Consider the following 25,417-nt stretch of genomic DNA (forward strand, 5'->3'; position numbering starts at 1 on the left):
GATGAAATGCGCCGTCCCATGATGCTGATTGTATCGGCGAACAAAAAAGTGGATAGATAGAACTAAAACACCTATAAGGTATAAATGGAGGTAATTTATGTTTAAAGAAAAAATTATTATAGAGATGAAAGAAGTATTCAAAGAAATTCCTTTTGGCATAGAGCATACTCTCAAAGTTTTGAAAAATGCAGAAGATATAATGAAAGGAGAAAATATCGGAGAGGAAGAAAAAGAATTCATCAGTATTATTGCTATACTACATGATATTGGTGCGGTTGAAGCACAAAAAAAATACGGTTCTATTGATGGTGTCTATCAAGAAAAGGAAGGACCAGAAGTAACGAAAGAAATATTAAAAAAGGTAGGTTATAACAAAAATATTGATAGAATATGCTTTATAATAGGCAATCATCATACTCCATCTAAAATTGATGGACTTGATTTTCAAATACAATGGGAAGCTGATTTGCTTGAAAATTTAACGGTTATGGATAAAGAAAAAGAACAGGAAAAGATAAAAAAGTGTATAGATGAAAACTTTAAAACAAACACAGGAAAAAGGATAGCTTATAATCGCTTTATTTTAGATTAGTAGTAGATTATTACAGTTATGTATTTTATATCGCAAAGAAAAAATAGTAGTTAAGTTTAACCCTAGGGTTAAATGATGAATATGTTGAGGGCATTTTTGTTTCTGGTGAAATGCAATCGCAGGGTATAGGTAAAATTCTGCTGAATTATGCAAAGGATAAAAGGAATAAGTCGCACTTGAACGTATACCAAAAGAACGCACGGGCAATATCTTTTTATAAGAGAGAAGGATTTGAGATTCAGCATAGTGGCTTAGATGAGGCTACCGGAGAAAAAGATTATGTAATGACATGGCAACACAAATAGAAATTCTTGTTTATCTAAACAACCATTACCACAATCACAACAGAATAAGTAACACAGCGTCAGAGCGTATAGAAAACAAATCTATGCGCTCTATTTTTATGTAAAGGAGCAGAGAATATGACAGAAACTAAAAACGAGCAACAGTCCCATAGTTTCAAGCGGAAGTTGGGGAATACAACTTATACCGTTAAGGTACATTTCAGTAAAGACACCGACAAAACCTTTAAGGACAGAGTGCAAAAGCTGATTATCAATGAGTGCCTTGAAAAAAATCAGAAATAATCCACATCAACACTTTACACCTCTTATCAGAAGATTCTCTTTTATCTGCAATGGAGCGAGCCGGATCAGAGGATATTGGGGCAGACGCAGAGCGCAAGGGGCTTGGCACACCTGCAACAAGGGCAGACGTGATTGAAAAGTTAGTAAAGGACGGCTATGTAAAGCGTGAGAAAAAGCAGATGATACCCACGGAGGACGGTGTGAAGCTCATCACCATACTTCCTGATGTGGTGAAATCGCCTAAACTTACCGCTGATTGGGAAAATGCCCTGACACTCGTTGCAAAGGGCGAGTATTCCATGCAGGAGTTTATGGGCGGCATAGAAGATCTGGTAAACAGGCTTGTGCAGACCTATCGCAGTGTCAGCGATGAACAGAAATCCATGTTCGGAGGCAGTACGCAGGAATCTCTTGGAAAATGCCCGAAATGCGGCGGTGATGTGGTAAAAGGAAAATTCGGCGCTTACTGTAAAAACAAGTGCGGCATGAACGTATCACGAGCAATGGGGGCAGCGCTTACCGACAGCCAGGTAAAAAGTATGCTGGAGGGGAAAAAGACACTCATAAAAGGCTTGAAAGGGAAGAAAGGTAGCTATGATGCCTACCTTATCCCGGAGGGCGTGGAGGACTATTCCTATACCAAAGACGGGAAGGAGATCAAAGGTTTTCAGTATAAGATAAAGCTGGAATTTCCAAAGCGGGAAAAGAAAGGAGAACATTGAAAATGAAAAGGACAGGAAAAATTTTATTTAGCATAGCTGTGGCGGGAGCTGCCATTTCCGCTGCGGCATTTGCCGTAAAAAAGTACAATGACAGATGTGGGAAGCCTGCATCTGACATGGAGCCGGATGACGGATTTTTGGAAGAATATTTTCCCAATCAGGAAGGAAGCGAGCCTTCCGGAAGTGACGGACCCGGTTCTCCTGACGTGGACGGCGAAGAAAATCCTGCGGCACGGGGGATATACCTGACTGCGAACGAAGCCGGATTCCTCAGATATATCCTCGAAGGGATTGAAAATATCGGGATTCTTACGGACAGCCGGATTGCGGGGGTTGAAAGACTTACACGGAAAAGAAAAATATCAAATACAGACCGTATCAGGGAAATTAAAAATGCCTGTGAAGGGTGGAACAGCGACAGGGAGCTTCTTGAGCAGTGTATCAATGATATCCGGGAGGTACTGGAAGGCGGATTCCCGAACGATCTTGTTGAATATATCAACAGCAGCCGGACGGCTGGCAGTGATGCGGATTTATCATAAGCATGATAAAAGCATACAGGAACCACGGGGCATACGGAAAAATCTGTATGCCCTTAGATTTTATGAAAAATGGAGGATATGGCAATGAGTGAAATTATGGAAAATGCAACAGTAAACGTACCTGCAGAAAAGGCAGAAGAAACGAAAGCGGAGAAATTTATCCGTCTTGGGGAGTACCGCATGAACAAGGCGATTGATGCCATCGGCAGGATTGAAAACCTTGCCAACAGGTCGGCTTATGACTATACGCCGGAACAGGTGGATGCAATGTTCTCGGTTCTGGAGTCTAAGGTGGCAGAAGTAAAAGCGAAGTTTACAGCCACAAAAGCGAAAGAAAATACAGCCTTTTCTTTCGGGAACAGGGCAGAATAGGAGGGACTGGCAATGGGAATGGAAATTTTAAGCACAAGCGATAAGATTTTAAATGTGATGAAAGATATGGATATGGGCATACCGGGTTTGGCGGCGCTTTCCGGAGTCCGTGAGAATACACTGCTGGATATTCTGGCAGGTATCCGGGAAGCAGACATAAGCACACTCTGCCAGATTGCAGATGCGCTTGGCGTCTGTGTGCGTGAGCTGTGTCCGGATCAGGAACGCTATGCGGTCCCGGTGGAAAAGAATACCCTTGCAAAGCTGATTGTGGTCAGCGAGATAAACGGCGTGGAGCTGGATACGCTGGTAGCGTCCATTCTGGAAAAAGGCATTGAGGAAAACGGGTTTTATGATTAAGGAGGGTGCGGATGGCTGAACAATATCTTGTTTCAAAGAAATACCATGAAATCTCCCTGCTTGCGGGGGAAACTGCAAGGCAGGTGTCAAAAAACGGGGAGGAGTGGGCGAAGTACCTGACTACTGCCGCAAGGCTGTACCGGTATCCGTTTGATGACCAGATGCTCATCTACGCACAAAGACCGGATGCGAGCGCCTGCGCCACGATGGAAACATGGAATGAAAAAATGTTCTGCTGGGTAAACCGTGGGGCAAAGGGGATTGCGCTTTTTGACCGGGAGAGCGAGCGCCCAAGGCTGAAATATGTTTTTGACGTTTCGGACGTACATAAATCAAGAAGGCTGGGGAAAGACCCGTACCTGTGGGAGATCAGGGAGGAACACAAGGACGCTGTGCTTGCACAGCTTGAAAAAACATACGGTGCAACCGATAAATACAATTCCTTTGAAAGCAGGCTCATGGAGATTGCAGGGAGGATTGCGGAAGATTATTACGGGGAACTGATGCAGGATATGTCCTATGCAAAGGAGGGCAGCTTCTTAGAGGAATTTGACGATCTGAATGTGGGACTGCGGCTTAGGGAAACGCTTTCCGCAAGCATCGCATACACCCTTTTATCCCGGTGCGGCGCTGACATGGACTTGTGGAAAGACGAGCTGAATTTTGATTATATCAGTGAGTTTAACACCACAAAGGCATTATCCGTGATCGGCAATGCCACCACGGATATGTGCAAGCCCATTCTCATGGAGATCGGAAAAACGGTTGCGGCTTATGACCGCCAAATTGCCCGAAATAAGGCAAAAGAAAAGGCGAACGGGGTACAGATTGACAATATAGAAAAAAATCCCCAAAAAGTGCTTGCAAATACACCAGAGCCACGCTATAATGCTTTAAAGCGTGAAAGCGTTTTGCAGACAAGAACGGATATACCAATATATGTGACAGGGGAACAGGCTGTTAAAAATATAGAAACGGAGGGCATTGCATATGGAACTGACATACGAGAAGAACGGGGATTATCTGATACCCAACCTGATACCGGACAGCGAGCCGGAGGAGCCGCTGACCAAGTACGGGCTGATGCACAGGAATTATCTGAAGGAACACCGGAGGGGGATTTACAGCGGGCTTCTGCTGACGGGAGAACTGAAAGCGCACTGTCTGGAGATACAGAAACAGGCAGAGGAGAGAATGGACTTCCTGACAGAGCAGATGGCGAAAGCAGAGGGAGTGGACGAAGCACTGAAAGCGTCCGATCAGATGAAATGGGTGGCGAAGATGAACAGCATCAGGCACTCGGCGGAGGAAAGCGTACTGACGGAGCTGGTTTACAGCCTTTAAGCAGCGGATTACAACAGAATAAGGAAACAGGGAAGCCGGATAATGACCGCACCAGCGGGGAAGATTCATTGTCCGGCTCTTTTTTGGATAATCTGGAGTTTGCAGAGAAAGCGGTAGAGATACAGAAAGGGATTTTGTGTTCTGATGATTTCCTTATCCATAAAAGACCGGAGATTGCAGGATATTTTGCAATGGAGCAGGACACGGTGCTGCAGACGGAATATTTTAAGAACTGTTTCCATTTCGGTACATATTACGGGCTGGAGGTGGCGGGTACTTCCATAGGTTTCCATGCTGATGATGAAGGACTTCACATCAATATGACTGGCAAAGCAGGTACAGAAAATGAAACTCTTTTATCATGGGAGGACGCCCGTTTCTTTGTAAATTCCTATATTGAAGATGGCGTATACCTGCTTCCGGGGGAAAAGGCGGAGCAGATCGACACAAGCGGGATGTACCAGCAGCTTGACCTCTTTTCCATGTTCACGGAGCAGGTAGGCAGCATTGCCATGAAAGAGGCGGAAGCTGGCATTATCCTGGCAGAAAAAGCAAGCCCTGAACCGACAAAAGAAGTAATTACAAAAGAGCAGCTTGACACGATCCTGCGGAGTGGGGGCGGCAGGGAGAACAGCCGCAAGCGCATCTATACCAAGTACCAGCAGGGCAAGACACCGGAGGAAATGGCAGAGTTTCTGAAAAAAGAATACAAAACTACCGGGAAAGGTTTTGAGTTTGAGGGAAAACAGATAGCCGTCTGGTTTGACGGGCAGGGCATGACAGCGGGGGATGGCACATCAGCGATAGAAAATCCTAAGTTTACCATGAGCTGGCAGGAGATTGAAACACAGATACGCTCACAGGTGGAAAACGGCACTTATATGGGTGCAAACGAAGCCTACCTTGTGGATGAGGTGGAACGTGACCGCATTGCTACCTATACTGCATATTTTTTCTATGACGGCATGGGGGAAATGCCGGAGGAAATATTTGAAAAAGTCGGGAACCGTTCGGATGCACACGCAAAAATGGTGGAGCTTTTATCATCGCCGGAGGGGATTGATCTGGTCGCTTCCTGCATGGATAAAGCAATGGCACAGCTTGAAAGCGGCGAAAAGAAACTGCGTTTCCGTTCTGTCATGCCAAAAGAGGAACTCAGGGAAGAACTTGACAACCTGCTCTTACAGAAGAAAACATTTCCGGTATCTGACCGTGTGGAAGTGAAGAAAGAAGATTTTATTACACAGGACGAGATAGACCACAGGCTTGGCAGGGGAAGCGGCTTTGAACACGGCTCTTTCCGTATCTATGATTATTTTATGGAGGGGCATGACAGCAAGGAAGCGGCAGCATTTTTGAAAAAGGAATACGGAATAGGCGGAAGCTCCCATGCGCTTGCCGGAGCTGACCATAGCTGGGAAGATCACGATTCTAAAGGTATCAGTCTGAAAAAGGGAGATTTATCAAAACCTTATGCCGATGTGTTGTTGCCGCGGAAAGCTGTGGAGAAGCGTATCAGGAAACTCATTCAGGAAGATAAATATTTATTCCCCGAAGGAAAAGAAGCCTATGCGGAATATAAAGAGGAACAGGCGCAGAAAGAGCTTGAAAAGGCACAGGCAAAGATAGAACGTGACACAAAGGTTGCCTGTAAAGATGCCGTTGACAGGGCTATCGCAGAAAACTTTGACGGATACCGTCTGCCAAAGGGAACGGCGGAGGGTGTCATAAAGGAATACGGCATAGAGCGTGTAAGCTATGTGCTTGCAAATACCGTCATGCACCGCAGGCAGGAGGAAAGGATTTCCCCGGAAAATAAGGAATGGGCAAAGTCCATTGAACCTTATGCAATGTATGAAAGCCGGGATATTGTTGCCGCTTCCCACCCTGCTGTACTGAATGGTTTTATTAACCAGGCAAGAAGATATATCGAGCATGAGAAGGAGCTTGCGGCACAGGCAGAAGCAGAGCAGGAGCCGGAGAATGATGTACCGGATATTCCTGAAGGAGAATTAGACTGGCATATCGTACATGACATGGACGATGATAACGGACAGCCTGCGGAATGGAGCGCAAAGCTGCCTAACGGGAAATTTCTCTGGATTGATAAGGAAACGGAAGGTTATGCCCTTTATGATACCCACAATACGGATGCAAGCCCGATTTCCGTGTCGGAAACACTGGACGGGGCAAAGGAAAGCGGGGAAGATTATGCTGCCTTAGAGCCTGCCCATGTTGAAGCAGTGGAGAAAACCAAGGTAGCGCTGGAATCATCAGAAGATTTTTCAGAACCGTCGATAGGCTTTTACACCCATCAATATGCCGATGGCAGGGAGGGTATGCGTTACCGCCTTGTGACAACGGCAGAGGACGGGCTTCTGATACCCTATCCGGAACACAGCCGATTTTTCCTCAACCGTGAGTTGGCGCAGGAATACATAGATACCCATGCGGATTTGATTGATGTGATTGGATATGATGAGATGGTATTCAGTTCCATGCAAAAACAGAGCGCATACAAAAGGGAGCAGATACAGGGGGAAACTTCTGGACATGATGTCCAGAAGTCCGAAGATACCATTTTTATTGACGGGCAGGAATGTATAAAAACAGATGAATGGAAGTCCGGCAATGATATATATGTGCTTGGCAATTCCGTAGAGGACAGTGATTTCTTCTATGCAGAGGTAAACGGAAATACACGCTTTGAGTATGACCATAAGCCGGACAGGGCGGAAATAGAAGATGATTTCATAGACATCGAAGCCATGCGGGATATTGACCGCCACGAAGCGGAGGTGTTTTCACGATTTGAAGGAGGCGGGGAAGTATCAGAATTTTATTATGCCATTTCACTTACCTCGGACGCTTTTGCAGACAGTTATTGTATTTCTGTAATGGATGGCAGTACAGGGGAGGAAGTGCAGCCTTACCGTGACAGCCACGGGGATATGCCAACATTTAAAACTGTCGATGAGGCTGTAGATTACTGCCACAAAAACGGCATTGATTTCCAAAATGCGGGTGAGGTGGATCAGTGGCATACCATAGAGATCGAACGTGCAAAGGCAGTTTCCGATGGGCAGATACAAGAGGATTATGCAGAAAAGCCGCTGACCGCAGACGATATACAGAATCTGGTCTTGACTGGCAGGGAATATTTTGCAGGTTCCCGGACTACGGTATATGATTTTGAATGTGATATTCGTGGGGAGCATGATTCCCTGCAATATACTCTGGAATACCACGATGACGGGGAAGGCTTTACCATTCATACGGAAAAGGACGATATATGGGAGCGTATGTCAGAGCCGGAGCTGGAGCGTCTGGAAGGGATTCTTGGCAGGGAAGCGGTGTACTTTAAATACCATGAAAAGATAACCGGGGCAGAAAGCCTTGAAAATTTGAAGGAGATTGAGTATGAAATCATGGAAGATGAATCTCCTTATTTTTCTGCTGTTTCGGAAAGGGTTTGGGAAGCGTACTCACAGAAAGAGCAGGAGCTGTCAGTCCCGGAGCAGGAAACTTCTGGACATGATGTCCAGAAGCCGGATTACCGGGTTGGAGTTACTGTATATCTGGACAATAAGCCTTATGAGATTACCCGAACCGACGATTGGAATGTCGAGATTATGGATCGCTCCCTGTTCAATCCCCCTCGCCGCTTGGAGAGCAGGGAGAACTTTGAGAAGCTGCTGCGGCAGGACGAACGGAATGCACATCTGTTTACGCCGGAAGAAAAAGAGCCTGACCAGACGGGTTACACAACTGAAACTGTGGCGGTCTATCCGGGCGAAAAAAACAATCTGCCCTATGACGTGGTTGTTGAGAAGCTGCATTTTGAAGAACCGGAAAAAGCGGTGCAGACTGACAAGTCCGGGGCTGTTAATTTCCATATCACAGATGATGCCCTCGGTATTGGCGGTGCAAAAGAAAAATTCAAAAGGAATATAGAAGCAATCCGTACCCTTGAGAAGATTGAGGGAGAGAACCGTATTGCCACACCGGAGGAACAGAAGATTTTATCACAGTATGTCGGGTGGGGCGGTCTTGCCGATGCCTTTGACGAAAGCAAAAGCGCATGGGCGGGGGAATATCAGGAATTGAAAAGCCTGCTGTCTGATGCAGAATACGCTTCCGCAAGGGAGAGTACCTTAAATGCCCACTACACAAGCCCGGTCATTATCCGCAGTATCTATGAAGCCTTAGAAAATATGGGCTTTGAAAAAGGGAATGTCTTAGAGCCTGCAATGGGCATCGGGAATTTCTTTGGTATGCTGCCGGAAAAGATGCAGGAGAGCAGGCTGTATGGAGTAGAGCTTGACGGGATCACCGGACGGATTGCAAAACAGCTCTATCCAAAAGCGGATATTAAAATCTCCGGCTTTGAAAAGACAGACTATCCGAATGATTTTTTTGACGTGGTGGTGGGCAACGTGCCTTTCGGTCAGTATAAGGTGGCAGACAGGCAGTATGACAGGAACAACTTCCTGATACACGATTACTTTTTTGCAAAAACTCTGGATAAAGTGCGTCCGGGAGGTGTGGTTGCCTTTGTGACAAGCAAGGGTACAATGGACAAGAAAAGCCCCGAAGTAAGAAAATACCTTGCACAGAGGGCAGAGCTTTTAGGGGCGGTCAGACTGCCGAATACCGCTTTTAAGGAAAATGCAGGGACGGAAGTTACTTCCGATATTTTATTCTTAAAGAAGCGTGACAGGGTTATGGACTTGGAGCCGGACTGGGTACACCTTTCGGAAGATGAAAACGGCATCGCCATGAACAGCTATTTTGCCGGACACCCGGAGATGATCGTGGGTAAGATGGAAATGGTTTCCGGTCCCTATGGCATGGAAAGCACCTGCCAGCCCGACACCACAAGACCCTTTGCGGAGCAGCTAACGGGCAATCCCTATATAAAAGAAAAGATGGACTTGGATATTCAGGTATCCAAGCTAAAGCTGATGAAAGCGAACCATACCAGCCAGAAATACCGCCTTGAGGACAATATCGCAAAGCACTATCCACAGCAGATAGTTATTCTGAAAGAGCGGATCAGCGGAATGACAGCGGACATTCAAACCGCAAAGATAAATCTTCCGGCAGATAAAGAGCAGTTTTTTATGAAAGTCGGGGATAAGGCTTATACGGATAAAAAGGAAGCCGGAGCCGCACTCGTGGAAATGTGCAAGGAGATGAAAACCGTCAATGTGCCTGCCACAGTCGGAGAGTATTCCGGGTTTAAGATGGCGGTGTCCTTCGATTCGTTCAACCACAAATTTGTGATGAACTTAAAAGGGCAGCTTTCCCATAACCTTGAGATTGGCTCAGACCCTCTCGGCAACATTGCCCGTATCAACCATGCGCTGGAATCCATGCCGAAACAGCTTTCCGAAGCGCAGACAAAACTTGAAACGGTGGAGCGTCAGCTTGAAACCGCAAAAGTGGAGGTCACAAAACCATTTGCACAGGAAGCGGAGCTTGCGGAGAAGCTGGAACGCCTTTCCGCTTTAAATGCCCTGCTTAACATGGACGAAAAGGGCGATGATGTGCTTGGCATGGACGATGCGCCGGAGAAAGAAAATGAAGGACAGGAAACTTCTGGACATGATGTCCAGAAGTTGGGGCAGGAGGAAAAACCGGAAACAAGGGAAAGCGTTGCGGATGCACCAACACCGTACCCGGTAGAAAATGCAAGACATAATTATGCAGTGGATAATGGCAATCCGCAGGGGCTGAAACTTACGGCTGGAATGGCTGATAAGCCTGTGCAGAGAGCATCATTAAAGGAAAAGCTGGAAGCGTTCAAAGTGAAAGCTGCCGGGGGAGATGCAGAGAAAGCCATGCCGAAAAAGGCAAAGGAGAAAACAGAAACTTTATAAATTTTTTGAAACGGGCAGCTACGGCAAAGCTGTCCGTTTCCAGAAGGCAGTCAGTGAAAGGCTGTCTTTTATTATGCAGTCAATAAAACAAACGGAGGTAATAAGAAATGGAAACAGCAGAACAGAGTACCAAACAATTTGCGGAGGAAAATGATGTGTTAAAGCAGTTCATGGAGCTGCTTAACCAGCAGAACATGGGAGAGCAGTCACAGGACTTCATGGAGCTTTTCAAGTATGTGGCAGGTATGCAGCTACAGCTTGCGGTGATGGCGGACGAGTTACAGGGTGTCAGACAGCAGCTTGAACAGTTGCAGGAAAACCAGCCGAAATCGGTCAAAGAGAACCTTATGGCTAAAGTGGAGCGGCTTCAGGAGAAAATCACAGATTTATCAGAGCGCCTTTCTGCAATAAAAGACCATTTAGTGGAAACAGCGGCGCAGGCGGTCAATGCCTTTAAGGAAAAAGGGAAATCGGAAATGTGCAGTGTTGTCCAGAAAGGAATTTCCGGTATGAAGTCAGCGCTTGCGGATTACCGTGAGCGGCTGACCGAGGTAATGCTGGACTACCAAAAGACAGCCAACCAGATAGACAGCATCGGTGATGAATTAAAGCAGATCGGGAACAGTGTTTCCAACGTGGGCAGGCTGTTAGCCGGAAAGGGAACGAAGGAAGTATTGGACGAAAAGCCGGGTGTCGGTCTGACAAGGGTAATCAATAAGCCTGTGAAAAAGGCGGTGGAAAATCTGCGGAAAGTGATTGCTTCCGTGGACAGGGCATTTGAAAAGCTGGATCGGCTGTCTGAGCGTTTCAGTGTCGGAAAAGAGGCGGAGAAAGGCAGTCGGGCGTCCTTAAAGGATAAACTTTCACAGATGAAAGCAAAAACAGACCAGCAGAAAAAAGTGCCAGAACCGGACAAGGCAAAAACAAAGAGCAAGGCGGAATGTTTATAAATATCAATAAAAATATCCAGAGCGGGAACAGATAGGGAAACTTATCTGTTTTCTGCTTTTATGGAGGAAAGGGAGAAATAACCATATGGCAGATGCAAAAACAGAAAAGCAGAAAGTAAAAGAGATCACTGACAAGCTGGAGGAGGGCTTAAAGGAGCTTTTTGAGAGCGAGAAATATAAAAGCTACCTCTCTACCATGTCAAAATTCCATAATTACAGTTTTAACAACACACTTCTGATTGCCTTACAGAAGCCCGAAGCAACCTTAGTTGCAGGATACCAGGCATGGCAGAAGAATTTCAACCGCCATGTAAACAAGGGGGAGAAGGGAATCCGTATCCTTGCCCCTGCCCCTTATAAAATAAAAGAGGAACGGGATAAATTAGACCCTGTGACCGGGGAGATTATGCTTGATAAGGACGGTATGCCGCAGACGGAGGAAGTCGAGATTAAAATTCCCGCTTTCCGTGCCGTGTCGGTGTTTGACGTATCGCAGACGGACGGAGAGCCGCTTCCAGAACTGGAAGCAAAAGAGCTTTTTTCCACGGTGGAGGGTTATGAGGATTTTATCAAGGCAGTCACCTATGTTGCCCCTGCTCCAATCGGTTTTGAGGACATTCCCGGTGATTCAAAGGGATATTTTAACATAGAGGAAAACCGGATTGCGGTGCAGGAGGGCATGAGCGAGAGCCAGACATTAAAGACAATGGTGCATGAAACAGCCCATTCCATGCTGCACAATAAGGAAGTAAACAAGGAAGATATGGGTTACCCATTTGGGGGATGACAGGTCGGAGGAAGTAGAGGAATTTCATGTAGATTACATCTATGATACCGACACCCATGCGATAACAGATGTCAAATATGCGATGGAGATGGACAGAAAAGCCAATGAGCCGATTAAGGACAGTGATGTGGTTCTGAAAATCATATACAGGGAAAATGACGGATATGAGATTGACAAGATTACCAACATGACACGGGAGCAGGCGCTTGACCTTGCCCATAAGCTGGCGGCGCTGGAGGAGAATGAGTGGGACGGAAATATTCAGGATTTTATGGAGGAAAACGGTGCTGAGTATGTGCCTATCATCGTAAAAGACGGCAGGAACAGCGGTATGCCGGAATTTTTTGATATTGCGGTAGACCTAAAAGCAGAGGAAGTTTCCCTTGAAAAAGAGTTATCCGGAATGGAATATGCATCATCTATCATACACCGTCTGGAACATGGAAAAGGCGTATTTTCCCCTGATGAAAGAAATTTGATTGTAAATTACGGGTACAAGCTGGACGATTACGAGAAAACAAAAGAGCTGGCGGAGGTACTGGCATACAGGATTGAAAATGAGCCTGCCAATGCAGCGCTGACGGTCATTGACGCACAGGCGGAAATTGATGCACTTCCCGATGGCATGATTGGTCTGTCGGAAATGCACGAATACGGTTATACATGGGAAGAAATGCTCCCGCTTACAAAAGAAACGGCATTAGAACTGTTTGACAGTGACCTTGCCGTGTACCAGCTCCATAAGGACGGTTCGGAAACCTTAATAGAGGATAAAGAACAGATTACGGGGCATGAGGGTATTTTTGGCATTGAAAAGAGCGATTGGGAGAATGAGAGGGGATTGCGCTCCATGCAGGCAGAGCTTGCGGAAAGCGGCGCAAGCAAGGAGGCACCACTTTTATATGGCGATACCGATAAATACGGAATCTATCAGTTAAAAGACAATCCAGAGCTTCGTGATTTCCACTTTGCAGGCACAGAATCCCTAAAGCGCAGGGGCATCATAAAGGACAATCTGGATGCCATAAAATCGGAAAACTATAATCTGGTCTATGTGGGAGAACTGTCGGAATTATCGAAGGACTTCATAAGGTTGCAGACACAGGGGGATAAGCTGGAAGCGCTCTATGAGAAATTCAATATAGACCACCCGGCAGATTATAAGGGGCATTCCCTTTCTGTCAGTGACATTGTGGTGCTGCATGAGAATGGAAAGAACAGCGCACACTTTGTGGATTCGGTTGGGTTTACCATGCTTCCTGATTTTCTGCGTGAAATGGAGGGCATAAAAGAACAGGAGGCGGATAAAGCGGAAAAAGGGCTTACCGACGAAGAAAAACAATTCCTTGAAACAGATAATGCGCCTTTGATTGCGAAAAAGTTTCTTGCATGGGACGAAATTGAAGATTTGGGGTATCGTTTTTTTGAAGATGGATATATCGACAAATTCAAGCCGAGCGAAAAAGCATTGTACGGCGATGGCATGGTGCCGGAGCCAAAGATATATGATTTAGCCCGCCGTATGCAGGGCGGCGAGGATATCCGTGAGGAGCTGGCAAAGGCTCTCATCGGCGGTCATGAGAGGGTAATAGAAGCAGACGAAAATGATGATGTTGCAGTATTATTTGGCAGGGATGCTGTGACTGTTACTTTTGGGAATGCCGAAAAGCAGATTTCCTATGAAGAAATGGGGACGGCTTTTCTCGGTCTAATGGAAAATGAGTACAAAGACATTGAGCAGGCAAGAGCCGCTGAGGAGCAGGAGGAAGAAATTGCGGAAAGCACCACTTCTGGACATAATGTCCAGAAGTTGGAACCGGAACAGACGGAAATGGAACAGACAGAAACAGAAAAAACAGAACCGCAGAAAGAGCAGAGCGAGCCGAAAAAGCCGGCTGAAATGCCGGAATTTGAGGATACAGAGGACGGTGACGAGATCATTGACCTCGGAGATGAAAAAGACCAGGTGCTTGCAGAGATGAAACAGTCCTTAGAAGGCTTTCAGGACACTTCTGGACACAATGTCCAGAAGTTAGAAACGGAACCGAGGAAAGCGGCGGAAACAGAGCTTGCCTTTCAGATAGCAGACCGCTTCATCAGCATACAGGAAACAGACAGCGGTTATGACTATTCCATTATGAATATGGACTATAAGGAGATTGAAAGTGGTGTGTATGAAAAAACCGGTGTGAATATTCAAGAGATAGCTGATGATATCGTAGATGATTTACGAGAAGTTCCATTTGACAATGGTGTAAAGGGCAGCATTGGCGATGATGATGAGCTGATACCGATTGATTATGATGGATTGATGGAAAAGGTGGAAGCGGCAGACCATATCGAACCGCAGGCACCGGGAAATGTGGTTGAAAATTTCAAGGCAAAGACAAACGAGCTGTTCCATGAAATCAGCGAAATGAACCCAGCAGAGATTGAGGAAACTATAAAATGCCATGTGCAGGCACAATTAGATGAACATGGCATAGATGCAGAGATTGTGGATGTGGCAGTAGTCGGGAGTCGGTGCCGGGGCTTGGAGCGTGAAGGCTCTGACCTTGATGTGGTAGTGGAGCTTTCCACGAATGAGCGTGAAGATGTGCTGTTTGATACGTTTAATGAGGACGGGCTTCACATCGGCGGGGTAAAAGTGGATATTAACCCGATCACAGCACAGAGGACGGGAAGCCTTGAAACGTATCTCCCGCAGGTGGAGGACTATCTGGAGGGAGTGCGTGAAGCAAGGGAGAAAGAGCCGGTCAGTATTTTTAATATCCGCATGAATGACGAGGAACGGTGGTTTAAGAACACCAGCGGGCTGGATGCGGAGGGGCTGTGTAAAGCCTATGCGGAATGTGACAAGCCTTTTGTGGAAATGGGAAAATACGGGGAACGGATAGAAGCGGCAGACCATGCTTCTATTGAGCAGGGGGACAGGCTGGACTTCTCCATAGAGTTTAATGAGGAAACTGACCAGATCACCATATTTGACGGGGAAAACTTTGCATACAAAGGTCTGCGGGAAACTTTATTCCCGGAACAGGCAGAGCCGGAAGTGACGCTGACCGTAGCGGAGTGCGGCGAATTTCACACTATGGGAGAATTTTATGAGAATATCCCTACTGTGGAGGAAGCTGTCGCAATCTGGAAGCAGATACCGCCGGATCGCATGAACGGTATCCCTGCAATCGGCATCAATATCCATACACCGGGAACGGAGGCGTTTGAAGATGTGGAAGCTGACATTTTATCAGGGAACAGGATTGACCTTGATATTTTAGAGTTTATCCCTGATATAAAAGACAGTCCGCAGGCGATGGAAGTGATTGCGGAGCTTGTGGCGAAACTGCCGGAAATGGAGATAGACGGCAATATGGGCGAGGAACTTGAAGCGAAGGTATGGGAGAAGCGTATGCCCGGTCTGACACCTGCAGAACAGCTTGCAGTGGAGATTGACCGTTTTACATATGATTACGATGTCGCTCTTTACCATGACAACAGCCAGAGCATGACGGAGAATGTATCAGAGCTTGCAGATACCTTAAAGCAGAGGGATACACATGATATTGCACTGTGGCTTGCTGAGATAGCTGCGGACGGGACAGAGCCGGAGGAAAGAAAGCGGGCTGTGGAGCTGCTTGAAAAGCTGTCAGAATACAAGCCCCTTGCAAAGATTGAGGAAATGGAAGAACAGAATTATAACATGGTCGATAATGTGCTGAATAACGGAGCAGGGGAAAAAGCGGGGAGGGAAGAAAATAAAAAAGAGCAGGAACGCCCTGCGGCAAAGGCTTCCTTAAAAGCCCGCCTTGCAGAGAAAAAGGCACTTGTTTCCGGTCAGGGAAAAGACCATGAAGCACAGGAAAACATAAAAAATAATCAGAGGGAGATGTAAGGATATGAACCATAATTTTACCGTGGAAGAAGTAAATTTAATCTGCGTATTTGCAGGAGAGAGCAGGAGCGAGGTTATAAAGGATATTGAAAGAGCCTTGCCATATTTGGAAGATACGTACATGGAGGAATTGTCCATCAGTGTAGTCAGAAAACTGCATGACATGACCGATGAAGAATTTGAATGGCTTGAGCTGGCAGAAGCCGATTAAAACAAACAAAGAAAAACAGGTTGTCCTGTCCGTTCTATTTGCGGACGGGGAAGCCTGTTTTTTTGTAGCATGAACCAATCAGGGAGTATATCAGCATAATCCGTGTATGCTTTTTTCAGATATGCAGCTATTTAATTTTTTGTAGTTAGAGTTTATTCACTTCCAACATAAGCCGTATGCCATCATGCAAGCCCAATCTGTAAGCAACTTTTCCGTATGCTGTCCCGTTTGCATTTAGAGCGGAGAGTGCCTTGTCAACAATGTGTTTCTGTTCTTTGTTCAGTCCTGCTTTTTGTAGTTCGTCATACGCTCTGTCTTGCTCTTTTAGAGTGGCGCGGTAATACCTGTTTTTTTCAGCCGCTCTGTCCAAGATTTTGTAAGTCCTATGCCTTACAAATAAATCCAACAGGCTTTTTGTTTTTTTCATGTGCTTATCTGCCCTCACTCCCCGAATATATTTCAGACGCAAGCATTGCGCCCAGTCTAAAACCCTGTGCAAATCTTTTATAGTTTGCTATATCCTCATGACGAAAAATCATCATGTTCCATTCTTCAAACCGTTCCTTGTTTTCTTCTGACAATATTCCCTCAAAATAATGGCGTTCCGTCCTGATTTTGTCTAACAGGGAATGATAGTCTGTGTCATTGCAGACGCTTTCTTCAAGGGGGCATAATTCTCCCATATACAGGCGCTCCAAAATGCTCATTTTGTTTTCCACGCTTTTCTGTGCGGTATCCCCAACACCTGCCTTTTCTGCAAAGCGTTTCCTCATATCTGAAAGTTCCTGCTGTTTTTCTGGCGGCAGACATTTCAGTATGTCCTCATAATCCATTTCCTTCATGGGTGTGTCGCTTGCAATATCGAGAAGCTGCGTGTCAAGCCATTCTGCCCAAAGGTCATTGAACAGACTTCTGCTGTCATTGAAGGAAAATGCGTTGTCAAAGCCCATATGAGTTCTGTAATACTGTAATTTTATAAAACCGTACTTGCCAGCATTGACAACGGTTAGATCTTGGTTTTCAAATAATTCTGCAAAAGCGTCCACAACCTTTTGACAGTTTTCTCTTTCCTCGTCAGTGATATAGGTCTGTTTTTTATTCATAGTACCTCCTTTAGCTGATTAATTGCTTTCAAGCTGTATATTCGCTTAAAGAAATGTGTCCTGCGCATAATAAATTTCTGACGTTATCAGAACGCCCAGTCGGAAACCGCGCTCAAATTTTGCCTGTTCAGCACAACAGCTTTCCTCGAATTTTGTTTCCGCTAATTGTGCCAATATCGCCTTTTGTTTGTCGTTCAGCGTTTCGGCTAACTGATTTTGAAGTGCCATGCTTTTTTCACATAGTGCCTTATGTTCGGGAGTGAGCTGTTCCGTTCCGCTGTCTACATGAAGCTGGTCGGTCAAAAATGCGTCCAAAATCTTTCCCATTCTGTTATCCCTCCTTTCCGCTTTTTAAAAAAAATTTTAGTATTTCGAATTTCGTAATCCAATAATACTGATATTATTCAGGCTGCCTATTTACTTATTCAAAATATTTAAGGATGTTTTTTATTATCTGTTTCCTGTCTTTCCTTTTTCCTCCCCAATTCTCTGACACCATATCAAGTAGCATGGAATTGGAAATATCTTTCACGTATTTTTCCTTTCTGTGTACCATTAAAAGTACAAATATAATTTCATACAACTGTTCCTGTGCTAAATGTTTTATCAGCATATTCATCATGTTTATATTCATATGTTCATCATTCGGGGTACAGATTAATTGCCACCAACCGGGGTATTTATTTATCCATTTTAGGAACCGGATTGTTTGTTTATCCCTCTTTGTTATTTTCTTCATGCCCATGCTCCTTTAACGGATTTGATTTGAGGAGTTCAAAAATCAGGTTTGCTCCCAGCCTTATTCCTAATTCTGTGTAAACTTCCTGATTTGTAATTATAGCTTTACTGAGCAGATCGTAAATTTCGTCTTTTCTATCTCCATCAGGATAGAGATTTTCAAGAAGCTCCCATATAGGTGCTTCCCCTTTTTGCAGTCTATCCTCATAGCTTTCCTCAGTCGGTTTATCATTCCAACCTGTAAGGTCAATGCCATCTAACATAAAAGAGCATATTTCTTGTATGTGTACCCTGTTGATTATCTCTTTAAAATTTCTCATTGCATGTTCACCAACTTTCTTATTAACAATTTAAAAAATTTGTCTATGGAATGAATACATTCCAATTTTACTCTATTTCTTCACTAAAATCAATATTGGAATGATATTATTCCAAAAAAATCAGGAAGGAAAACAAGTATGTCATCTGTTATTAATCAGGATATTTCCATAGGTTCTAATTTGAAAGCCTTGCGCCTGCGAAACAAGTTATCTCAAGAGGCTGTCGCTGCACGACTACAGGTAATGGGATTCATTATGAGTCGGGAGATTATTTCTCAGATAGAGTTGGGACATCATAATATTAGGGTAAGCGTCCTCTTGGCTCTTAAAGAACTTTATCACGCTACCTTTGATGAAATTTTCGCTGATTTATCTTTTCGGATAAACGAGTAGTTCACTTTCCAGAATGTCGTTAAAATCAGTAGGAAAAAACAATAGTGAATGATCATGTAACGAAGAATTTGTCTGTGAAAAACGGAGAAAGGCAAAAAGTCAATGCCATCTAACATAAAAGAGCGTATTTCTTGTATGTGTACCCTGTTGGTTATCTCTTGAAAGTTTCTCATTGCATATTCACCAACTTTCTTATTAACAATTTAAAAAATTTGTCTATGGAATGAATCCATTCCGATTTTGCACTATTCCTTCGCTAAAATCAATATTGGAATGATATTATTCCAAAAAAATCAGGAAGGAAAACAAGTATGTCATCTGTTATTAATCAGGATATTTCCATAGGTTCTAATTTGAAAGCCTTGCGCCTGCGAAACAAGTTATCTCAAGAGGCTGTCGCTGCACGACTACAGGTAATGGGATTCATTATGAGTCGGGAGATTATTTCTCAGATAGAGTTGGGACGTCATAATATTAGGGTAAGCGTCCTCTTGGCTCTTAAAGAACTTTATCACGCTACCTTTGATGAAATTTTTGCTGATTTGTCTTTTCGGATAAACGAGTCTGATATAGAGTAGTTTACTTTCCAGAATGCCGTTAAAATCAGCAGGAAACAGCAAAACGATAGTGGATGATCGTATAACAAAGAATGTGTCTGTGAAAAACGGAGAAAGGCAAATGGTGGGAATATTTGTGAGTGAAGTTGACGTTGAGTTATTCTTATTTAATGTTTTCATTTGAATTCTTTCTATAATAACCCAACCATATTGTTGTAGAAAAAAGCAGATTTGTTTATAAAAAATTAGAAAAAATATATTGACAGAATTACTAAAAAATATAAGATATTTCTTGAAAAGGGAAAAAAATGGTATAATGTCTAAAGTTGAAAATTTTTCTTTTATGGATACTTGGATTTGTTTCGTGAATGGTCTTGTTTGGTGTAGTTAAAGGAAGTAAAAGAATAGTATCTGTATGGGAGGGGGTACTGCATTTTATAATTTGTGTGAGTGCAGTATGCCCTTCAATATGTGAGAAGAACAAAAGTATATAAACTATTGTCCGGCATGGCAATCTGCCAATAGTTTTGATATGCTAATGGAGATTGTTATGATAAAGGGCTATAGGAAAGTACGAAAGTGTACAAAGAAAAACGCAGGCGGATTGCCGCACAATAAAATGGTAAATCGTGATGAAGTGGGAGCTTCTAAACGATACACCTTTTTTAATGTCGAATGAAACTGACCAGATCACCATATTTGACGGAGAAAACATTGCATACAAAGGTCTGCGGGAAACTTTATTCCCGGAACAGGCAGAACCGGAAGTTACACTGACCGTGGCGGAGTGCGGCGAATTTCACACTATGGGCGAGTTTTATGAGAATATTCCTACTGTGGATGAGGCTGTCGCAATCTGGAAACAGATACCGCCGGAGCGCATGAACGGTATCCCTGCAATCGGCATCAATATCCATACACCGGGAACGGAGGCGTTTGAAGATGTGGAAGCTGACATTTTATCAGGGAACAGGATTGACCTTGATATTTTAGAGTTTATCCCTGATATAAAAGACAGTCCGCAGGCGATGGAAGTGATTGCGGAGCTTGTGGCGAAACTGCCGGAAATGGAGATAGACGGCAATATGGGCGAGGAACTTGAAGCGAAGGTATGGGAAAAGCGTATGCCCGGTCTGACACCTGCAGAACAGCTTGCGGTGGAGATTGACCGCTTTACATATGATTATGATGCCGCCCTTTACCATGACAACAGCCAGAGCATGACGGAGAATGTATCAGAGCTCGCGGAAGCCCTAAAGCAGAGAGATACACACGATATGGCACTGTGGCTTACTGAGATAGCTACGGATGGGACAGAGCCGGAGGAAAGAAAGAAGGCTGTGGAGCTACTTGAAAAGCTGGCAGAATACAAGCCCCTTGCAAAGATTGAGGAAACGGAAGAACAGAATTACAACATGGTCGATAATGTGCTGAATAACAGTGCAGGTGAGAAAGTAAGTAAGGAAGAAAACAAAAAAGAGCAGGAGCGTCCTGCAGCAAAAACTTCCCTAAAAGCTCGCCTTTCAGAGAAAAAGGCGCTTGTTTCCGGTAAGAGAAAAGATCATGAAATGCAGGAAAACATAAAAAATAATCAGAGAGAGATGTAAGGATATGAACCATAATTTTACTGTAGAAGAAATAAATTTAATCTGCATATTTGCAAGTGAAAACAGGAGCGAGGTCATAGAGGATTTGGGAAAAGCTTTGCCATACCTTGATGATCCGGATATAGAGGAATTATCCCATAGGACAATAGGAAAGTTGCAGAACATGACCGAGGAAGAATTTGAACAACTTGAAATGATCGAGGCGGAGCAAAATGTAACAGAAACAGGCTTCTCTCCCACTTAAAATATGGGCGAGAAGCCTGTTTTTTGTACTTGTTATAGGACGATGTTAATTAGTAAATTATAACCAAGGTTTTAAAATTTGGCATATAGCATAATATGAAAAATGCCGTTATCCAAATAACAACCTACGGTGCCGCCAATTTTTTTAGAGAAGGACAATATGCTCTGCATTCCCCACCCGTGGTTCTCATTCTTTTTACTTTTTGGAAGTTTTGTGATGGAATCCAGAATGATTTCCCCTTCGTATTCGTTTTTTGTCTGGATGAATAATTGATTGTTCATGCAATTGATTTCTATCTCTATATATCTTTTTTCCTTTTCAAAAGGTTTTACGCACTGGATGGCATTTTCAAATAAATTTGCGACAACAATAGTAAGTTCATAATCATTTACTGGTATTTCTTTTGGTATCTTGGCGTTAAGGTCTACTCTGATATCAAGCGAGAGGGCTTTGTCCATCATGTTTGAGAGGATGGTATTGACAATGAGATTACTACAGTATTCCTTTACTTTATTTTCGTCTGCCATATGGCTAATTTGTTCATTTATTTCTTTAATTTCTTCATATCTTTTCTGTTCTAACAGGGAATCAATGATTTGGGAATAATGTCGTATATCATGATGTAATATTTTAAGGTTCTGCTCTGCCTGCTCCACAAGATAATGCCGATTTTCCAGCCCCTGAATATACGATTCCTGAAGTTTATTTTCCCAGTAACTTGCAATTCTTTTTGATTCGCTTTCCATATAACTGAGTACGATGATATAGGATGCAAACATAGTTATAACAATAAATACAGTACCTATGATATTATCTGGATTGTCATAAAGTGTGTGTGGGAAAAATGCAATAAAGGAAACGCTACAGTAAAAAAATATAGGAATCAGACACATCTTCCACCAACCCTTTTCATAGCCTTTTTCCTGAAATCTTAAACAAGGTTTTCTGATTGTGAAAGATAAAAACACTAGGATTCCAAAGTGTACAGCAGTGCTTCCTATTATAGCCAAAATAGAGTTGCCAGTATATATTTTTATGATTGCCGATGAGACAGCTCCTGCTATTACATAACTGGATGCGCTAAGTCCTATAAACAAAGTCTGGTAGTTTTGCCTTCTGGCAGTAAAAAAAGCTGATGTCTGGGTTGCAATGATTTGAAGTATGGTTGAAACAACATAGCATAGGGCGCTGTCAGGGAATAGGATTAACTTGAAGAAATCCAGTATGCATAAAACTGAAAATAATAGGAAGTAAATCAGGAGGGTAGCGATTTGGGAGTAGCGGTGTATCATAAACAGATAAAAAAATAATATCAGAAAAATATGGCTTATGATATAGGAAAAGGCTGTTAAATAATTCATTATGTCTCCTTATGTATATTATTTGAGATGTACAAAAGATATTCCTTTTTAACATCAGGATATTTTTTTTTGCTGATAGGAATGCTTATGCCGCTGTCCATTACTACTGCATGTTGAAGCACTGTTCTTATATAATTCATGTTAATTAGGAATGACTTATGAACATACACAAATTTATGGGAATTTATAAGTTCTTCTATCTCTTTTTCAAAGGATTCCCGAATATAAATGCTTGTTACTATTTCCCCGTTTGTCAAATGAATTTTCAGTTTCCGGGAAAAATTTTCTATATATTCGATTTGGGAATATAGGATAGATTCCAGCCCTGTTTTTGTTTTCACCACATAGACGGAGTCACTTTTAGCATTCATGTGTGATAGGGTGTAATCAAGTGCCTCATTAAAATTATTTTCTTTAATTGGCTTTAGCAAATATCTTAGGGCGTGGATATTGTAGGCGTCCATAGCAAAAACGTCGGATGTAGTAACATAGATAATTGTACTTAGGGCGTTGGTTTTTCTGATTTCATTTCCAAGATCGATTCCTGTTGTTTGTGACATGATAATATCCAATATATAAATATCTGCCGCTTCATTATGTTGTAATTTATGTAACAGTGTAGAGGAGTCAGAAAATTTTTCTATTTCAAAACAAATATCAGACCGGTGGTTTTCATATTTAATAAGCAGACTTTCTAATTCGTTCAAATCTTTTAGGTTGTCGTCACAGATTACAAGTTTCATATGGGTTTGTTGCCTCCAGATTCAAATCATTCTTTGTGCTAGCTGGTTTTCGATTTACTACTGATATCTTTTTTCAGACATTAGTGTTGGCATGAGTGTTGTCTAAAGAAATGATTATACACTATTTCTGAGGAAATGTAAATTGCTTTTTGATAGTGTGACACGATAACACAATTTCAGAAAAATTTCTGCATACTTACTCTGGTTTTACTTTATTTGTTAAAAAATATTCATTCATGCGTTTGTCGTAAAAGGTGTGATACAATAATTCTTTGCGAAAAAAGGGGTGAATATGCGAAAAATTGGGGGGGGTAATGATGTTGTTTTATGATATAATTGAAAGTAGATTTCTATTTATTTGCTTAAAAATATTTGAAATAGAATAAATTATTTACTGAAATAAAGTGGAGGACAGAATATGGGAGAGAAGCTGGTTTGGAACAAGCGATATGAAATCGGAGTGGAGATTATTGATAAAGAGCATAAAAAGTTGTTCAGGATTCTTGGCAGATTGTTTGATTTCGGACAACAAGAGGAGAAAAGCCAGTGGGTTTGTCAGGAAGCAGTGAAATATTTTAAGGATCATGCTCTTAAGCATTTCCAAGATGAGGAAGATTATATGGCATCTATTGGCTATAAAGGGCTTGAAACACATGCACGTCTACACAGAAATTTTCGTGAAACAACGCTGCCGGCACTTGAAAGAGAATTGGAGCAGATGGACTATTCGGAGAATGCGATTGAGCATTTTTTGGGTGTATGTGCAGGCTGGTTGGTCGGGCATGCTTTGGTAGAAGATCAGGCTATCGTAAGTGGAACAGTTCCGGAACGATGGGAAAACCTTCTGCCAGAGGAAGAACAAGCAGTGATGGGACAGGTAATCGTCAGCCAATTACATAGTATGTTTCTGTTGAATCCTCAACAGATTAGTAATTGTTATGGTGGTGAGAAGTTTGGGAACGGAATTTATTACCGCCTGATTTATGAAACTGAGGAAAAAAAGAGATGGGAGTTTTTTCTCATTTTTGAAGAACAATTAATTGTCAGTACCATTGGCGGCGTAATAGACGCAAAAGCAAAAGCTATAGATGCTTTGATAATGAATGCGGCAAGATATACGGCAAGACAGCTTATAGAATACATCAAAGAGCATTTTCCGTCTTTGGCAGATGTTGAGATAAAGGAAGAACAATTGCTGAATTATGAACAATTTCAGAGGATATTTGAGAAACATAAACCGCAGTGCAGCCTGCTATTTGACACTGGAAAGGGATATTTTGCATACTGTATGACGACATCAGATACATTTGAGAGCGAGAGCGGAGCTTCTATTGTTATGGAAAACGCTATGGATAAGGTTGAGAAGTACCTGAGTCATAACAAGGCAGAAAGAGCTACGGCAAGCGAAAAGAAAAAGGTACTTTTGGTTGATGATTCGGAATTTATGTTGATGATGCTACACCAACTGTTAGAAAAGGACTATGAGGTGGTGACAGCAACATCAGGATTATCTGCTTTCAGAAGTATTACACTAAGTAGACCAGATTTAATTTTATTGGATTATGAGATGCCTGTCTGCAATGGAGAACAAATTTTGGATATGATTCGTTCTGAGAAGGGATTTGCGGATATTCCAATTATTTTTTTGACCAACAGGGTAGATAGAGAAAGTGTCAAAAAAGTGATACGGCTTAAGCCACAGGGATATTTGTCTAAATCGCTTTCACCAGAATTAATCAAGAAGGAAGTGGATCGTTTCTTTAACAACGAAGGGAAGGCTAATTCATGATATCAGAGAAAGAATACTAATTATGAAAGGATGCATAGAAACAGTCTGCTAGGAGGATTCAATGCAAAGCGTTGCTAATGGGAAAATAAAAGCAGTGTTACTGATAAGTGGTCTTGTACAACGGGAAGAAAACCTATAAGCAACAAGCGATAAAAAGGAATAAAGCAAGTGGGCAATATTCCTTGTGGATGACGTAAACGCTATCGTTGGTATGGAAGTCCTGAATGAATTTGATGTAAAAGCATAAAGATGACAGTATTTAAGAATTTTATGTGATGAACTGATGCGATTACAGATAGTAAAAGAAAAGCCTATATTTTG

Annotated in this window: 21 protein-coding genes and 3 pseudogenes; 17 read left to right on the plus strand and 7 right to left on the minus strand. The window is 43.0% G+C overall.

Features of this window, described 5'->3' with window-relative positions:
* Nucleotides 1-97: 97 nt before the first annotated feature.
* From D7Y06_RS14270 to D7Y06_RS14325, 12 genes and pseudogenes are all read left to right on the plus strand, one after another.
* On the plus strand, nt 98-592 hold the full coding sequence (locus D7Y06_RS14270) for an HD domain-containing protein (RefSeq protein WP_120408449.1): 495 nt from the start codon (nt 98-100) through the stop codon (nt 590-592).
* Between the two features lie 83 nt (nt 593-675).
* Nucleotides 676-897, plus strand: a pseudogene (locus D7Y06_RS14275) (GNAT family N-acetyltransferase); the annotation flags it as partial.
* Between the two features lie 117 nt (nt 898-1,014).
* Nucleotides 1,015-1,179: a transposon-encoded TnpW family protein gene (locus tag D7Y06_RS14280; protein ID WP_120408451.1), complete on the plus strand. Its 165-nt coding sequence runs from the start codon at nt 1,015-1,017 to the stop codon at nt 1,177-1,179.
* A gap of 5 nt (nt 1,180-1,184) precedes the next feature.
* Nucleotides 1,185-1,901: a DNA topoisomerase gene (locus D7Y06_RS14285; protein WP_330566469.1), complete on the plus strand. Its 717-nt coding sequence runs from the start codon at nt 1,185-1,187 to the stop codon at nt 1,899-1,901.
* A gap of 2 nt (nt 1,902-1,903) precedes the next feature.
* A complete protein-coding gene (locus D7Y06_RS14290; protein WP_120408453.1) occupies nt 1,904-2,443 on the plus strand; it encodes a hypothetical protein in 540 nt (179 codons plus the stop codon).
* Nucleotides 2,444-2,527: 84 nt separating this feature from the next.
* Nucleotides 2,528-2,815 (plus strand): hypothetical protein, encoded by a 288-nt coding sequence (locus D7Y06_RS14295; RefSeq protein WP_120408454.1) that lies wholly within the window; start codon nt 2,528-2,530, stop codon nt 2,813-2,815.
* Nucleotides 2,816-2,827: 12 nt separating this feature from the next.
* Nucleotides 2,828-3,175 carry a helix-turn-helix domain-containing protein gene (locus D7Y06_RS14300; RefSeq protein WP_120408455.1) on the plus strand — a complete coding sequence of 116 codons (348 nt, stop codon included), beginning with the start codon at nt 2,828-2,830 and terminating at the stop codon, nt 3,173-3,175.
* Between the two features lie 11 nt (nt 3,176-3,186).
* Nucleotides 3,187-9,420: pseudogene (locus tag D7Y06_RS28600) on the plus strand (DUF3849 domain-containing protein); the annotation flags it as partial.
* Between the two features lie 1,088 nt (nt 9,421-10,508).
* Nucleotides 10,509-11,351: a DUF6674 family protein gene (locus D7Y06_RS14310; protein WP_120408457.1), complete on the plus strand. Its 843-nt coding sequence runs from the start codon at nt 10,509-10,511 to the stop codon at nt 11,349-11,351.
* A gap of 85 nt (nt 11,352-11,436) precedes the next feature.
* Nucleotides 11,437-12,108: pseudogene (locus tag D7Y06_RS28605) on the plus strand (ArdC-like ssDNA-binding domain-containing protein); the annotation flags it as partial.
* Between the two features lie 19 nt (nt 12,109-12,127).
* Nucleotides 12,128-16,030 (plus strand): YodL domain-containing protein, encoded by a 3,903-nt coding sequence (locus D7Y06_RS28610; RefSeq protein ID WP_120408458.1) that lies wholly within the window; start codon nt 12,128-12,130, stop codon nt 16,028-16,030.
* Nucleotides 16,031-16,034: 4 nt separating this feature from the next.
* Nucleotides 16,035-16,241: a transposon-transfer assisting family protein gene (locus D7Y06_RS14325; RefSeq protein ID WP_120408459.1), complete on the plus strand. Its 207-nt coding sequence runs from the start codon at nt 16,035-16,037 to the stop codon at nt 16,239-16,241.
* Nucleotides 16,242-16,386: 145 nt separating this feature from the next.
* On the opposite strand, the gene D7Y06_RS14330 is transcribed toward D7Y06_RS14325, so the two are convergent.
* From D7Y06_RS14330 to D7Y06_RS14350, 5 genes are all read right to left on the minus strand, one after another.
* The gene (locus D7Y06_RS14330) at nt 16,387-16,668 is read right to left on the minus strand and encodes a hypothetical protein (protein ID WP_120408460.1); all 282 of its coding nucleotides are present in this window, start codon (nt 16,666-16,668) and stop codon (nt 16,387-16,389) included.
* Between the two features lie 4 nt (nt 16,669-16,672).
* Nucleotides 16,673-17,344 carry a DUF6809 family protein gene (locus D7Y06_RS27985; RefSeq protein ID WP_330566468.1) on the minus strand — a complete coding sequence of 224 codons (672 nt, stop codon included), beginning with the start codon at nt 17,342-17,344 and terminating at the stop codon, nt 16,673-16,675.
* 45 nt (nt 17,345-17,389) lie between these two features.
* Complete coding sequence (locus tag D7Y06_RS14340; protein WP_120408461.1) at nt 17,390-17,671, minus strand: DUF6809 family protein; 282 nt, start codon at nt 17,669-17,671, stop codon at nt 17,390-17,392.
* 94 nt (nt 17,672-17,765) lie between these two features.
* Nucleotides 17,766-18,083, minus strand: a complete 318-nt coding sequence (locus D7Y06_RS14345) for a hypothetical protein (protein WP_120408462.1) — start codon at nt 18,081-18,083, stop codon at nt 17,766-17,768.
* Nucleotides 18,058-18,402: a hypothetical protein gene (locus D7Y06_RS14350; protein WP_120408463.1), complete on the minus strand. Its 345-nt coding sequence runs from the start codon at nt 18,400-18,402 to the stop codon at nt 18,058-18,060. The genes D7Y06_RS14345 and D7Y06_RS14350 overlap by 26 nt, the downstream gene beginning before the upstream one ends.
* Nucleotides 18,403-18,540: 138 nt before the next feature.
* On the opposite strand from D7Y06_RS14350, the gene D7Y06_RS14355 reads away from it, so the two are divergent.
* From D7Y06_RS14355 to D7Y06_RS14370, 4 genes are all read left to right on the plus strand, one after another.
* A complete protein-coding gene (locus D7Y06_RS14355; RefSeq protein ID WP_120408464.1) occupies nt 18,541-18,795 on the plus strand; it encodes a helix-turn-helix transcriptional regulator in 255 nt (84 codons plus the stop codon).
* Nucleotides 18,796-19,106: 311 nt separating this feature from the next.
* A complete protein-coding gene (locus D7Y06_RS14360; RefSeq protein ID WP_120408465.1) occupies nt 19,107-19,373 on the plus strand; it encodes a helix-turn-helix transcriptional regulator in 267 nt (88 codons plus the stop codon).
* A 611-nt stretch (nt 19,374-19,984) separates the two neighbouring features.
* Nucleotides 19,985-20,959, plus strand: a complete 975-nt coding sequence (locus D7Y06_RS14365) for a DUF4316 domain-containing protein (protein ID WP_120408466.1) — start codon at nt 19,985-19,987, stop codon at nt 20,957-20,959.
* A gap of 4 nt (nt 20,960-20,963) precedes the next feature.
* Nucleotides 20,964-21,203 (plus strand): transposon-transfer assisting family protein, encoded by a 240-nt coding sequence (locus tag D7Y06_RS14370; RefSeq protein WP_120408467.1) that lies wholly within the window; start codon nt 20,964-20,966, stop codon nt 21,201-21,203.
* Between the two features lie 71 nt (nt 21,204-21,274).
* On the opposite strand, the gene D7Y06_RS27125 is transcribed toward D7Y06_RS14370, so the two are convergent.
* Both D7Y06_RS27125 and D7Y06_RS14380 read right to left on the minus strand, forming a co-directional pair.
* On the minus strand, nt 21,275-21,949 hold the full coding sequence (locus D7Y06_RS27125; protein WP_243119333.1) for a sensor histidine kinase: 675 nt from the start codon (nt 21,947-21,949) through the stop codon (nt 21,275-21,277).
* 614 nt (nt 21,950-22,563) lie between these two features.
* A complete protein-coding gene (locus tag D7Y06_RS14380; protein ID WP_120408469.1) occupies nt 22,564-23,307 on the minus strand; it encodes a LytR/AlgR family response regulator transcription factor in 744 nt (247 codons plus the stop codon).
* Nucleotides 23,308-23,725: 418 nt separating this feature from the next.
* Here D7Y06_RS14380 and D7Y06_RS14385 point away from each other — a divergent pair, with 418 nt between their 5' ends.
* Entirely contained in the window at nt 23,726-25,096 is a 1,371-nt protein-coding gene (locus tag D7Y06_RS14385; protein WP_120408470.1) for a hemerythrin domain-containing protein, read from the plus strand.
* Nucleotides 25,097-25,417: the final 321 nt, after the last annotated feature.

It is taken from the genome of Roseburia sp. 1XD42-69 (assembly GCF_003612565.1).
Taxonomy (GTDB): Bacteria; Bacillota; Clostridia; order Lachnospirales; family Lachnospiraceae; genus Roseburia_B.